The organism is Vibrio sp. M60_M70 (assembly GCF_037162085.1).
Lineage (GTDB): Bacteria > Pseudomonadota > Gammaproteobacteria > Enterobacterales > Vibrionaceae > Vibrio > Vibrio diabolicus.
This window is the reverse complement of record NZ_JARLUL010000001.1, coordinates 1,138,541-1,152,751: the sequence shown is the minus strand read 5'-3', so window position 1 is coordinate 1,152,751 and position 14,211 is coordinate 1,138,541. Positions and strand designations below refer to the sequence as shown.

At 43.6% G+C, this 14,211-nt stretch carries 11 protein-coding genes and 1 pseudogene; 5 read left to right on the top strand and 7 right to left on the bottom strand.

Annotation, left to right across the window (positions count from 1 at the left end; genetic code table 11):
- Positions 1-71: 71 nt before the first annotated feature.
- Entirely contained in the window at positions 72-1,103 is a 1,032-nt protein-coding gene (locus P4S59_RS05405) for a porin (RefSeq protein WP_006742133.1), read from the bottom strand.
- Positions 1,104-1,619: 516 nt separating this feature from the next.
- Here P4S59_RS05405 and dinG point away from each other — a divergent pair.
- The 5 genes and pseudogenes from dinG to xthA all read left to right on the top strand — a co-directional run bounded on the left by dinG (position 1,620) and on the right by xthA (position 6,101).
- Positions 1,620-3,694: pseudogene (dinG, locus tag P4S59_RS05400) on the top strand (ATP-dependent DNA helicase DinG).
- 14 nt (positions 3,695-3,708) lie between these two features.
- Positions 3,709-4,494, top strand: a complete 786-nt coding sequence (locus P4S59_RS05395; RefSeq protein WP_005390688.1) for a sulfite exporter TauE/SafE family protein — start codon at positions 3,709-3,711, stop codon at positions 4,492-4,494.
- Complete coding sequence (locus P4S59_RS05390) at positions 4,491-5,036, top strand: primosomal replication protein (protein WP_012841995.1); 546 nt, start codon at positions 4,491-4,493, stop codon at positions 5,034-5,036. The genes P4S59_RS05395 and P4S59_RS05390 overlap by 4 nt, the downstream gene beginning before the upstream one ends.
- Positions 5,036-5,200, top strand: a complete 165-nt coding sequence (gene rsmS / locus P4S59_RS05385; RefSeq protein ID WP_337168057.1) for a pleiotropic regulatory protein RsmS — start codon at positions 5,036-5,038, stop codon at positions 5,198-5,200. Before P4S59_RS05390 ends, rsmS begins: the two co-directional genes overlap by 1 nt.
- Before the next feature lie 94 nt (positions 5,201-5,294).
- Positions 5,295-6,101 carry an exodeoxyribonuclease III gene (gene xthA / locus P4S59_RS05380; RefSeq protein ID WP_048626179.1) on the top strand — a complete coding sequence of 269 codons (807 nt, stop codon included), beginning with the start codon at positions 5,295-5,297 and terminating at the stop codon, positions 6,099-6,101.
- Between the two features lie 97 nt (positions 6,102-6,198).
- Here the strand turns inward: xthA and P4S59_RS05375 are convergent, their stop codons facing one another.
- From P4S59_RS05375 to P4S59_RS05350, 6 genes are all read right to left on the bottom strand, one after another.
- Positions 6,199-8,919 (bottom strand): ImpA family metalloprotease, encoded by a 2,721-nt coding sequence (locus P4S59_RS05375; RefSeq protein ID WP_337168056.1) that lies wholly within the window; start codon positions 8,917-8,919, stop codon positions 6,199-6,201.
- Between the two features lie 155 nt (positions 8,920-9,074).
- Positions 9,075-9,752, bottom strand: a complete 678-nt coding sequence (locus P4S59_RS05370) for an ABC transporter permease (protein ID WP_005390676.1) — start codon at positions 9,750-9,752, stop codon at positions 9,075-9,077.
- 3 nt (positions 9,753-9,755) lie between these two features.
- Positions 9,756-10,496, bottom strand: a complete 741-nt coding sequence (locus tag P4S59_RS05365) for an ABC transporter permease (protein WP_006742137.1) — start codon at positions 10,494-10,496, stop codon at positions 9,756-9,758.
- Between the two features lie 81 nt (positions 10,497-10,577).
- The gene (locus P4S59_RS05360) at positions 10,578-11,348 is read right to left on the bottom strand and encodes an ABC transporter substrate-binding protein (RefSeq protein WP_012841998.1); all 771 of its coding nucleotides are present in this window, start codon (positions 11,346-11,348) and stop codon (positions 10,578-10,580) included.
- Between the two features lie 82 nt (positions 11,349-11,430).
- Positions 11,431-12,201, bottom strand: a complete 771-nt coding sequence (locus P4S59_RS05355; protein WP_337168055.1) for an ABC transporter ATP-binding protein — start codon at positions 12,199-12,201, stop codon at positions 11,431-11,433.
- Positions 12,202-12,442: 241 nt separating this feature from the next.
- A complete protein-coding gene (locus P4S59_RS05350) occupies positions 12,443-13,906 on the bottom strand; it encodes a 54K polar flagellar sheath protein A (protein ID WP_170891661.1) in 1,464 nt (487 codons plus the stop codon).
- Positions 13,907-14,211 lie beyond the last annotated feature (305 nt).

Here is a 14,211-nt window from a genome sequence, read left to right as displayed (position 1 = left end):
TTTTCATCCTTATCTTCATAGTAAAAGACCCAGCATATAGCTGGGTCTTACAATATCAAACTGGGTATTGATTACCAGTAGAAACGTGCACCAACACCGAAGTCAGTTTTAGAATCAGTTTCTGCAGTTGTTTTACCAGCTTCTAGCTTATCACCATCAAAATTGTAACCCGCTTCTGCGAATACGCGAGCCCATTTAGAGAACTTGTATTCAACGCCAGCGTAAAACTTAGATTGGTCGCCATCTTTCTTGCCAGATTTGTCAGAAGATGACATTACTAGCTCGTAGCCAGAGTAAAGTGTTGTTTTAGGAGCTACAGCGAACATGCCTGCTAGAGAGATACCGTGAGAATCGATAGTCTCGTTAGCTGCTTTGTCTTCATTTTCGTTGTAGTAGTACGTAGCACCTAGAGTGTGCTCATCTAGAGCGTATTCAGCAGTTACTTCGAAAGATAGGTTCTCAGTGTTGTTACCTTTAGAAGCAATCTTGTTCTCAGAAGAAAGAACGCCAGCGTGTACAGATAGGTCATTGAAAGACTTACCTACGAATACTTCGCGGATTTCTTCGTTTTGATCTTTCTCACCTAGCGCGTAACCAGCTTTTAGCCAGAATGCGTCATTTTCGTAAGCGTATTTAATTTGAGAAGAGTTGTTCCACGCGTGTCCGTAAAGAAGTGCAGAACCACCGAAGAAGTATGAGTAATCAGCTCCGTAGATGTCATCAGCCCAAGTACCTTCTTTACCAAAACGAAGTGTACCCATATCGCCCATGTCGAAGCCAAAGATGTGACGGCGTACGTATACTGAGTCATCAGTACGCTCGCTTGAATCAGCACCTGCACCGTAGTTGTCACCTAGAGCAACACCGATTTCAACTTCACCTAGAACTTTTAGGTTGTCGTTTACAACGTAAACACCATTTACACCCATACGAGAAGAGCTAGTGTTTAGCTCTGCAGTGTGGTCTGTGCTGTCTAGGAATAGAAGAGTTGGACGTAGCTGACCGTAGAAATCTACAGAACCTTCTTCAGATTTGAATACTTCAGCTGCGTTCACTGAAGTTGCAGACGCAACTACAGCTAGTGCTAATAGAGTTTTTTTCATAATTAATCCACTGCCTTTTCTTAGTTCGGGATATCCTTGTCCGGTTCCCTTTTTTTATATGTTTGAGATAGAGCGTTAACAAAACGTTATACAGCGCCTTCTCAAAATCTGGAGCTAAGAGTGCAAAAGATTATTCTGGCTGTCAAATTTTCTAAATACCAATGTAAAAAAACAAAAATAACATTTAAAAACAATAACTTGAAAAGTTTATCTTTATTTATTCGACGAACATCTAATCAATCCTCTTGATTTTTCATAATTTATAAAACCATTAACAATGAGATTTTAAACCCAAAAAAAAATACTAAAAAACACAATATATAGAATAAAAAACCATACAAATATCATATTTGGAGTTTTATATTTTTCATATAATGAAATTAATTTCATTTAGATAAGGTTCAATATTTTTTTGTGAAGAAGATCTACATTCCTCATAAAAGCATTCCGTTTTGTGAACTACTGTACAACTAGTGATGTGTGCTACTATTCGCCTCCAACGCATTTGAGGCCCGTATGCTGACCAGTAACATTCAAAAATCGATTCGTAATAGCTATCAAAACCTGCAAGATCAACTTGATAACTTTGTACCTAGAAGAGCACAAAACTACCTTGTTGCAGAGATTGCAAAAACGCTGTGCGGTCAGTACCACAAATCTAACCGAATACTGGTTGCAGAAGCAGGGACTGGAATTGGTAAGTCGCTCTCCTATCTAATGGCTGCCATCCCCGTGGCTGTACATAACAATAGAAAAGTGGTTATCTCAACGGCGACCGTAGCTCTGCAAGAGCAGCTCATAAATAAAGACCTCCCTCTTTTTCGTCGGATTACCGACCGAGAGTTTTCTTTTATTTTGGCAAAAGGCCGTCAACGCTATTGTTGTGCAGAAAAACTTGCTTCGTCTTGTGGTGCTGATGGTGGTCAGTTAGCCATGTTCGAAACCAAGCCTAAGCAAAAAGATATAGAGCTGTTGGAAACAATGCATCGCTCTCTTGCGCAAGGTAAATGGGATGGTGACCGTGATTCTTGGCCTAAAACCATCGATGATAAGCTTTGGCAACTGATTGTCAGTGATAAACACAGTTGCAATAACAGTCTACCGGGCCATCGCGGCTGTCCATTTCAAAAAGCGCGCTCGGAGCTGGATAAGAATGATGTCATCATTGCGAACCACTCTCTCGTCATGGCAGACGCAGACTTGGGGGCGGAGTAATCTTACCTGAGCCAGAAAACACGATATACGTCTTTGACGAGGCACATCACTTACCTCACGTCGCCCGCGATCATGCTTCAGCATCTGCGAGCTTAAAAGGTGCGGCAGCATGGCTTGAGAAGTTAAATCAGTCGATTAGCAAGTTTTCGTCGCTCGCAGACGAGAAGCGCGTAGCTCGATTTCGCAACGACCTTCAAGACGCGGTTCAGAACTTGATACCAGCACTGACTCAACTGCCTAAACAGTTCGATCCAGCTCAATTTGAAGAGAGTATCTACCGCTTTGAGCACGGTGAACTACCAGAATGGCTAGAGAACCAATCCAAAGAGTTAAAGCAGTTCAGTAAAAAAGCAAATCAAAGTGTGGCAAAAATTGCCGACCTTATTGCGGAAAGAGTAAAAGATGGGGAGCTTGCGACAAGATTGGCTGAACCAGCGCTTGCAGAGCTCGGCTTCTACATTCAAAGGTTAGAAAACCTAGCGCAAGTCTGGCACTTGATGGCTGAGCCAACTCGTGAAAAAGGTGCGCCTTTAGCTCGCTGGTTAGAAACCCACCCCGATCGCGAGGGTGATTTCATTGTGAGTGTTTCTCCGCTTGAAATTGGATGGCAACTCGACCAACAAATTTGGAGCAGGTGCATTGGCGCCATTTTAGTTTCCGCAACGATGCGTGCATTAAACTCCTTCCATTACTTTTGCCATCAGGTTGGTATTGATGGAAAACCAGAATCAGGCACACAGTTTTTAGCGCTTGCGTCACCATTCGATTACCAAAACCAGGCAGAATTGCTCATCCCTGCGATGAAATATGAACCACCAGCGCCTCAATTTACTGAATATCTTATTGAGATATTGCCTAAGTACTTGGAAGACAAGAAAGCCAACTTAGTATTATTCTCATCCTATTGGCAGATGAACCAAGTTGCGAAGGCGCTGTCTTCGGATTTCATAAAAAAAGGCTGGGCGTTGCAAGTTCAAGGTGAAAGCTCACGTCAAGAAATTCTAAAAAAACATAAAAAGCTAATAGAATCAAATAAAACTAGCATCTTATTTGGTACTGGCAGTTTCTCTGAGGGGCTAGATTTACCTGGCGAATTACTTGAAAACTTGGTGATTACAAAAATTCCATTTGGTGTTCCAACCTCTCCTGTCGAACAGGCTCACTCCGAGTATATCGAGAAAAAAGGAGGGAACCCGTTTATGCAAATAACTATACCTGACGCAAGCAAAAAGCTGATCCAGAGCGTAGGTCGCTTACTGCGTAAAGAGAGAGATTCTGGTAGAGTAACGATTCTTGATCGACGCCTAGTCACTAAGCGATACGGACAAGCCTTAATCGACTCACTACCTCCATTTAAACGTAAAATAGAATATTAGAAGAATCACCATTTATGGAAATGATTGAGCCAACTATGCTGTTGGTGTTGGCGCTTGTCGCTTTTGTCGCTGGATTTATTGATGCAGTTGCCGGTGGTGGTGGCATGCTAACCGTACCTGCTCTACTATCGTTGGGCTTGCCGCCCCATATTGCACTAGGCACCAATAAACTTGCGGCTACCTTTGCCTCTTCTACTGCGGCATTTACGTACTACAAGAAACGTTTATTCAAGCCTCAATGCTGGGGAAGAGCATTTGTTGCGACGCTTGTCGGAGCAACATTAGGTACCCTACTTGTGGACGCGATTAGCACGGATTGGCTAGAAAAAGGGTTACCTCTTGTTATTTTAGCGGCGGCGTTATATACCGTCTTCCATAAAACACCGCACTCTCCTCATCAAAGTCCAATTCCCGAGCCTTGCCCAAAACTTCATAGAAAACAGTACATGCAAGGATTATCCATAGGGTTCTATGACGGGCTCGCAGGGCCTGGAACTGGGGCTTTTTGGACGGTAAGTTCAATGGCTCTGTATCGGCTGAATATCTTGCTCGCCTCTGGCTTAGCAAAAGCAATGAACTTTACCAGCAACTTTACCTCTTTGATCACGTTTGCAGTCCTCGGTCATATCAACTGGGTGCTAGGCTTAACAATGGGGGTATGTTTAATGGCTGGCGCTTTTGTTGGCGCACATTCCGCCATTCGGTTCGGTTCTAAATTCATTCGCCCTGTATTTGTTACTGTCGTCAGTATACTGGCCATAAAATTGGCTTATGACGCATGGTTTGTAGGTTTGTCATGAACATTTCTCAACTCCAGGAAAACCTAGAACAAATGGCGAAGCAAGCCGCTGTTCTTGACCGTCAAAGAGGCGAACACCATGTTCCGCTTTTTGATGAGCGCTTATTTGGTTGTCGCTCTCGCTTACTTACTCCTTGCGTAAAAGAAGCAAAAGCCACGCTGGATGCGATTGTGCGTGAGCAAAATGAAGGTAAGCTCACCGCTTTGCGTGCTGAGTACCTCACTGAACGGTTAGTAGCGCAAATAGGTGCGATTCAACGCGAGATTTCTACCACCAAAATTCGCAAGAATGAGATCAAACATAGCAGCCATTTCCGCAAGCCTATTAACGTGCTTTATCAGGAACTCGCTCAACACCAAGAGTGGGCAAGACGCTTGCGCGAAATGGTGTTAGAAAAAGAACGTGCTGTCGAAACCGCTCCGAGTTTTATGCGTGCCGAGGCTCAGAAAGTGTTACTAGCGACCGAGCAACGTTTGGCACGTTGTGAGGCAGCGCTTCTGAAACTAGAGAACCAAATTACACATAGGGAAAAACACCAATAATGGCCGATCAACCAACCTCGACTTTAGATGACGCACCTGAAGAGATCAAATTGGCTGTCGATTTGATCTATTTACTTGAGAGCAATGAGATAGATCCAGAAGTTGCGCTTAACGCTTTAAAGATCGTGCAAAACGACTTAGAAAACAAATTAAAAGCAAAGTAGCCCAACGTTTCGCTCCTTTCACCGAGACTCGTTTTCAGTGCTCTTGCACAATGATACTATTCATAAAAAAGTACGCCCTCAAAAAGGATAAACAATGAAAGTAATCAGCTTTAACATCAATGGACTACGTGCGCGACTGCACCAACTCCAAGCGCTAATCGACAAACACCAACCAGATGTGATTGGCCTTCAGGAAATTAAAGTTCACGATGAAGCATTCCCGATTGAAGCTGTCGAAGCCATGGGCTACAAAGTGTATTTCCATGGTCAAAAAGCGCACTACGGCGTCGCAATGCTTTGTAAGCAAGAACCTCTACACGTACAAAAAGGGTTCCCGACGGATAACGAAGAGCACCAAAAGCGCATGATCATGGCAACGTTTTTAAATGAAAACGGCGAAAAGGTCACGGTGCTAAACGGCTACTTCCCTCAAGGGGATAACATCAGCCACGAAACAAAATTCCCATACAAACGTCAGTTTTATAAAGATCTGATGACCTACCTAAACGATCATCACAATAGTGACGAGCAATTGATTGTTATGGGTGACATCAACATCAGCCCTATTGATGCAGATATCGGTATCGGCGAACCAAACCGTAAGCGTTGGCTAAAAACAGGTAAATGTTCATTCCAACCGGAAGAGCGCGAATGGCTGAAAACCTTGCTAGATTGGGGCTTTGAGGACACCTTCCGCAAGCTATATCCAGAAGTGAACGATCAATTCTCGTGGTTTGATTATCGCTCTCGCGGATTTGATGATAACCGAGGTCTACGAATTGATGTCATTTTGGCGACCCCTTCTCTCGCGCAAAAATGTATTGAGTCGGGTATCGATTATGAATTGCGCGGTATTGAAAAACCTTCAGACCACGCTCCAATTTGGTCGACGTTCAAGTAATACATAACTGAGCAATAAGCGGGACTCAACGCTAAGCTTAACCCATGAAAAAGGGAGACTCTGTCTCCCTTTTTCATGCAAGTTACTTTCTACTCAGCTAGTTCAGCGGCCAAACCGTTTGACCATCAACACTGACTGGCGTTTGAGCAAATTCGTTAAGACAGTAGCCGGTATTGCTGCTTGCAAAGTAAGTGAGAGGCATCGATGGTAGATTCAGCGCCACAACCTGCTGTTTCGCTTTTTCTGTGAACGAGAAGCCCCACATATCTAAATAGCTCGTCATGTCTCGCTGAGAGATGTAGCTCAGAGCAATAAGCAACCAGTCGTTGTTTGAGATGCTATTTGCCTCTTCACGAGAGTAGTTGGTGAAACCAATACTCAATCGTCTCTCATTCCAAAGCGCATCATCCGATTTCAAGCGGTTAAACTCACGTTCAATCAGGTGCAATCGCGCCAATAAATGCCAACCATTTTGCAGTACACCTTCATGCTGCGTCGCCATCATCATTTGAATGTAAACGCGAGCTCCCCAACTCCAACCAGTTTGATTTTGCGCTGCCATGTAAGCGTTTGGATCCGCTTGAGTTCGGCTTGCTTGCAATAATTCAAACTGGCCTTTGAAATCTAAGCTTTGGCAAGTTGAAACTTTCCCCGTATTCTGGAAGAAACGAGACTTACTGTAATACGAGTAGTAATTAGTCGTTGAATGCCCTTCCCAGCCTGCAAATCGGAATCGACCTTTTTCCAAGCCATGACCAAGCTCATGTAAATCACCGTGACCGAGTGGGCTGAATGACCAGTAAGCATCGTATGGGTTACCAGAACAGCCGTAACCACACGTCGCTTGGTCAGCGTTCATATGCTTCACCATATCAATATTGGCGATTTCCCAACCTTGATTTTTGGCATACTGGATAATTTCCGGAACCCCATCGATACCCGGCCCTTGGAAACCAGCCAAGACATGTGGGTAGTTATGAACATACTCTTCTGTCGCCAGGGCCATTTCAGCTGGTGTCGACCACATCTCATCGTTGACCGACTCTAACATCTTGTCACGCTTTGAGTGCACTTCAAACCCAGGGGTGATCAGCTCGGCCCAATCAAACAAATTGGCTTCTAGCTGCTGAATAAAGGTGTCGTTGTCCTTCTCACTTCTCCATACAGGATGCTGTGCCACATGGTTAAATCTCAGTTCAACCGGAATATCATTTTTGTCAAAGTGAACCTGTACTGGGCCGCCATAAGGAGATGTCAGCGTGATGGTTTCACCCGCTTTAACTTCGTAAGCAAATGAAGTCAGCATTTTTGGTCGCGTGTATCCATCTTTGCTGAACTCATGAGTTGCGCCACTTCTTAAACTGTTGATGACAATTTTAGTCGTCACTTCATTACTGTCATTGCGCGTGACCGTAAAGGTCTCCCCAGGAAGCGCATACACACCAGCAGAGCGGAAGTTACGCTTTGATTCCATATTAATCGTTGCGCTGATTCTCTTTACTTCAGGGCTAAACTCACTACGGCTGAAGTTCCCCATATTTGGTTGTTTTGGGTTTACGCTTCGGCTGTTGTATTGCACGTAATCGGCAAAGTACGACTTTAGGAATTCGGTCGTTTGGGTTGATTGTTTGTCCATTGGGAACACAACCGTTTGACGATAGTGATCAGCCAGCAATACCATGAGTTTTTCGTATTGGTAGTCATCTTGATTAAACAAATCTACTTTTTGTTCATCAAGCTTTTTCAACCGATGGCGAATACTGTTTGCCCCTGCATAAAATTGACTTTCCATATTCGCAGTGTCAGGACAAGATTTGTCATCACACTGTGACAAGTCAACATTGAAGTTTTGAGATTCAAAACGAGACAACAGCGCTTGTTGCGTAGCAACAGAGTCTGGCACTAAGTTCATGAGTGATGAAGGCGCCCAATCAACCAAGCCTAACTTACGCCAATAGTTATCTCCCACATAATCAACATGGAATTTTTCCAAAATGTCTCGGCCAAGTTCAGTTAGTCCTCCATCCCAATGCAGGTATAGAACAGGAATTTGGGCTTGCTCAGCGTATGCCAGAGCATCGAGTACTTGTTGGTTGGTGTCGCCAGATTGCAGATGCTGTGACAAGATCAATAAGTTTGGAGTATTGGTTTGCAAGCAGCTAAGTAGCTTCGAACCATCGCATAGGTTGGCCTCGTTAAACGCCAACTCTTGTGAAACATTGTCGTTCAGCCAATTCCGAGTCGCTTGCTCATCAGGGAAGTAATAAGACTGATCCATTTGCGCGATGACAACGTTTGAAGTAGCTCCGCCTGACAACCAAGTGACCAGGTTGCTTAGCCATTGAGTCATCGCTGCATTCGAAGATTCGGGAAAGCGTTGTGCCGTTCTAAATGGGTTACTACCTAATAGCGCATAACGTTGACCATTAGCTTTTTCTCCAGCAACGCCAATTGACAACGCCTGATCTTTATAACCGCTAGCCATAGCCTTGTTGGTCATCAAGATGGTGTCGTTGAACCCATACTGAGGTGCCAAGATCGCTGCATCATGGGTTGGATCCCAATAAAGGCCAGAAAGGTTTTTCGCAATTGCAGATTTGATCGTATTCGACTGTTTCTTGTGCCCTTCCACAACTTGCCGACTTTCTCGGATGAAATCGTTCGGGTCAGAAACGAGCAGTGCATTACCAGTTTCCAGAGCTTGTTGAACTGGAGCTGGCGTTGGTTTTACTTGAGCATTAGGTTGTGACTCTCCCTCTCCCCCACCACATCCAGTGGCAACGGCGGCAAGGCCCAACGATAGAATTGTTTTTTTCATTTTTACTTACTAAACAATGGGTTTATCAAATATTAATGTAAGTACATGAATAAAAAGAAATAGTCTTTTGTATCGGTAGGAAAAATAGGAATGAAGATAACAAAATCATCAAAAAGCAATGGTACCCATTTCGATACCATTGCTGACATTAATTATTAACTTAAAGGACGTAGGTATGCCAAGAAGCGCTTCTCTGCCACTTTAAAGCACCACAAGATCATAAACGTCAGTGCCATGTAGAACAGCCCCGCCGTTAGGAAAGATTCAAATGGCGCATAGTAACGTGAGTTAACTAAACGCGCAGCGCCAGTTAGATCCATAATGGTAACGATACCCGCGACCGCACTACCGTGCAGCATGAAAATCACTTCGTTTGAATAAGCTGGTAATGCTCGACGCAGTGCACTAGGCAAGATGATACGTCTGTATGTCATAAACTTACTCATCCCATACGCTTTGGCAGCTTCTACTTCACCTTTGGGCAAGCCATTAATCGCACCACGAATAATTTCTGCTGTATAAGCCGACGTATTAAGAATAAAAGCGACTAAAGCACAAAACCAGGCGTTTTCCCACAAGGTATCTTTCACAGGAAAGAACTGATCCATACCGTAGTAAATCAAATACAACTGGACCAACAACGGCGTTCCACGGAAAAAGTAAATGAATCCCCAAGAAGGTAAGCTAAAGGCATAATTCGTACTATTACGTGCCACGGCTAATGGAATCGAGACACACAAACCGATAACCAACGCTAATCCTACCAGCCAAACTGTCGTCCAAAGTCCCTGAAGATAAGTTGGGAAACTTTCAATAATCAAAGAAAAATCCATAACTTACCTCGCATGAATACTGAACTTACGCTCAACAAGCTTGAGTAGCCCGGTCGAAACGCTGGTAAAAAACAAAAAGATGAGCGCGACAGCCATGTAAAAGGTAAACGGCATTTTCGTCGTACCCGCCGCCAACGAGCTCATTCTCACCATGTCATCCAGGCCGATGATGGACACTAACGCTGTGGTCTTGAGTAACACTAACCAGTTATTACCAAATCCAGGTAATGCATGACGAATCATCTGAGGCAGTAAGATTCTTCTAAACGATAAGGCTGAGCTCATACCATAAGCTTTCGCCGCTTCTAGTTCACCTTTGTCCACCGCCATGATCGCTCCGCGAAAAGTCTCCGCCATGTAGGCACCAAAGATAAAACCAATCGTGAGTACACCTGCAATAAATGGGCTGACATCAATATAGTCGGGTAAGTAAGACGTCCATTCATGGTTTGGATCACTCGAAGCAAACCACTCATTGAGCGTTTCGTTAATGGAGTACAGGCTATTGTTTAAAAGTATTTGTCCACCAAAGAAAATCAGCATCATCAGAACCAAATCAGGAATGCCGCGAATGACGGTGGTGTAAAGAGTGGCAATCGCCCTTGCCCATTTGTAAGGCGCTAACTTAGCTAATGCGCCAAGCATACCTAAGATCACGGCAAGAAGGAGTGAAAGCACTGCAACTTCTATCGTTACTAAAGCCCCTTTTAAAATCGAAGCTTCGTATCCTTGTAAATCTAGCATAGGTGAGTTCCTAATCCCTAAACTCAAAAAATCGACCGTTGACTACTTCTAGGAACAAGCCAACGGTCGCTTAATTACGGTTTATTCACCGTACACATCGTAGTTAAAGTATTTACCAGCAATTTCTTGATAAACACCTTTCTCACGTAGTGAAATTATCGCCGCGTCCAATTTCTTCGTTAGATCTTTATCTTGTTTACGCACGGCAATACCAAAACCTTCACCGAACCACTTAGGATCGGTCAATGACGGACCAACAAACTCGTACGCGTCGCCGCCCGCTTTATTAAGCACACCTTCTTCTAGAGCAGAGGCGTCTCCCAATACAGCGGCAACACGACCATTGGCTAAATCTAGGTAAGCCTCATCAAAAGAACCGTAACGAACAATCTCTACTTTATCGCCATAGTTATCTGTCAGATATTTGTCGTGTGTTGTTGCACGTTGAACGGCGATTTTCTTGCCATCTAGGTTGTCAAAATCCAGATTCGCACCCTTCTTGGCAATAAATTTGTTTGGAATCAGTGCGTATTTGCCAGTGAAATCGACTTTCTTCTTACGTTCTTCAGTAATAGACATCGCAGCGATGATTGCGTCGTACTTACGCGCTAATAGAGAAGGAATGATGCCATCCCAATCTTGCGCGACAATCTTACATTTCACTTGCATTTCTTCACAAAGCGCGTTGGCCATGTCTACGTCGAAGCCTTTCAGAGAACCATCAGTTTCTGTCCAGCTAAACGGAGGGTAAGCACCCTCAATGCCGAAGCGAACTGTTTTCCATTCTTTCGCTTGAGCGACACCAGATACTGCCGTTGCAGCGATCGTTGCTGCTAATAACCACTTTTTCATTTCCATACTCCTGTGATTGCTATTTTATTTCGTTTTGTTTGTTGTGCTGGCTTAGGAGGCAATAGTCTGCCGCCTAAAAATATTAGTAAATGGATGAGATAAACTGCTGTAATCGTTCTGAATCCGGTTTTGTAAATAGCTTAGCTGGATTTCCCTGTTCTTCCACTAAGCCTTGATGCAAGAACATCACATGGTTTGATACGTCTCGCGCAAATGCCATCTCGTGCGTGACCACCAGCATGGTTCGTCCTTCATCTGCCAAATCTCTCATTACCCCTAATACTTCCCCAACAAGTTCTGGGTCAAGCGCAGAGGTTGGCTCGTCAAACAACATCACTTCAGGGTCAACTGCTAGCGCACGGGCAATAGCGGCACGTTGCTGCTGACCGCCAGATAAGTGCCCAGGATAATAGTCTTTACGCTCATATAGGCCTACTTTCTTAAGCAAGACTTCTGCGTTTTCAATCGCTTGGGCTTTTGGTACGCCTAGAACATGAACAGGGGCTTCAATCACGTTTTCTAGTACTGTCAGGTGTGACCATAAGTTGAAACCTTGGAACACCATCGCTAGACGTGAGCGAATACGTTGCACTTGCTTTTCATTAGCAGGAACGGATTCCCCTGCTCGGTTGTTCTTCATTTGGATTAATTCACCATTCACCCAAATTTCGCCTGCGGTAGGCGTTTCTAGCAAGTTGATACATCTAAGAAAGGTACTCTTACCAGAACCGGAAGAGCCAATGATGGAGATGACATCTCCTTTGTGCGCGGCAAGAGAAATTCCCTTGAGAACTTCATTTTGTCCAAATGTTTTGTGCAGGTCTTTTATATCTAGCGCTGGTACATCATTCATGCGCTCTACTCCCTGTGTTTTTGTCACTGCAATTAAGGGACTCCGCCCTCTCTAATTCGGAACAAATTAGCACCACGCCCTGAAACTTGCAACAAATTATTAACCTAAATAATTCGAATAGAAAGATACGATAGCCAAATTAATATGCAATATATAGCAACTTATTCTTCAAAAGCTGAATATTAAATATAAAAAAGCCCCTTTAGAAGGGGCTTAATAAAATTACAAAAGTGTTAAGACGCTACTTAACCAATACCATAAAATCAGATTTCTGAGCATTCGTATTGACCTTCTCAGAATCAACTTCACTGATCACAAGACCATCGTGATCCACTTTAAGATCGGTCACATCACCATGAGAGAAAAGAGAAACAAAGTCATAGCTATTTAGGTTTGCTTCAGCAGACTCCACGACAATAGATTGTGAGTAATCACTTGTAGAAGAAACTTTCAAATCTTGTTTCACACTGTCATCGAATGTGTAGTAGAACAACTCCGGAACAACGACATCACTCTCTAAAGTTGTAAATATCTTGTGTGTTACTCGGTGTAGTGTTCCAGAGTTAGACTCTGCACGATATGCAAGGCGGCTAAAGCCTTTATCTTGGTCAGTGAAAGCAAAACCAGTATCAATAGTTGAACCTCTCACCACATGCGACGCAGGCAGAGCATTTAGGTTGTAGTAAGCGCTTGGATCAATTGAGATATCCCAATTTGCGTCCTGATACATCTTTTGGTTCAGCGCTACCGTCCAACCATTGATAGGTTTTTCAGCTGCAACACTGTAAGTCCAAGTTTCCGTTTTTGGCTCAAGCGGGTGGTAGAACTTTGTCGTTGACATAGGTAGCTCTGCAACTTCGTAGTTGTAATCACCAACAAGTACACTGATGTCTAAAGTGTCATATTTGAAAGATGTTGGGTTCAAGATTGGAGAAGAACCATTCATGCCAACCAATGGCAATGGTGATTCACTCGACCAATCGCGAATACCATACTGGTGCAGTTCTGTTTTCGCTGCGTCTGCATATTGCAGCACGACTGTCGACTCCATCTTCGAACCAATTGATCTTACATCTAAAGAATCAATAGAATAGGTAGGCTTAGACTCTTTCGCAATTTGAGATATGAAGTTGTACTCTAAGCCACCAGCCTCCGTTGCTTCATACTTAAGGTCAGTTCGGGTAGCCTTACGGAAGTTGCCATTTTTATTACAAGCAGACACCGCCTCTCGATTCATAGAGAACGTTGAGTTTCTAAGGTTATTGTCCTTTAAAAAGTCTCGACTGAAGCTGTTTGCCGTAAATACGGTTCCAGAAGCATCAAGCAACTGATAAGTAAAATAGCCGTCCTCAGGAATGTCTTCTAGAACAAATTTCAAAGTAGTGCCTGATGGGTAGATAAAGTCGCCTTGACGGACACCATTCTTGTCTGAATAGAAACCGACAACCTTACCTCCTGTTAGCTGTGCACTTACGGCTGGTTGATAGGTCAATACCTGCTCGATGCCATTGCCATCTACTCTACGGTCGTAAATAGTACAGCTGTCTTTTTGTGCATTTGTTTCACTAATGACATTTGGAGCTGCAAAAGTAAAAGTGAATGTAGTTCTTGGTGTGGAACTACCACCGCCACCGCCACCGCCGCCACAACCGACCATTAACCCTGAGATGATTGCCACTAGTGGCAGTACTTTAAGCTGTTTCATGTCTTTTTCCTAAACTGAGCGGCAATGATTAGCCAAAAAATCGTCTTTGCCCTGTAGAAAGCAAGAATAAAGCCAGCTTTATATAATCATCATGAATATTGATATTTACCCTGCATCCCAGAACGATAAGAGCAACAAATTCTAATTTTATGCAACTTGTGTAATGAAATTACACAAGATTTCACCATCTCATTCGCATGCCAGAAACTTTCTGTAGTTTTATTTCACAACCATTCTTAAAGTGATCTAAATCAATCACCCTAAATGGCTATCTTGCTAGACTCCTGCCAAAAGATGAGGATTTT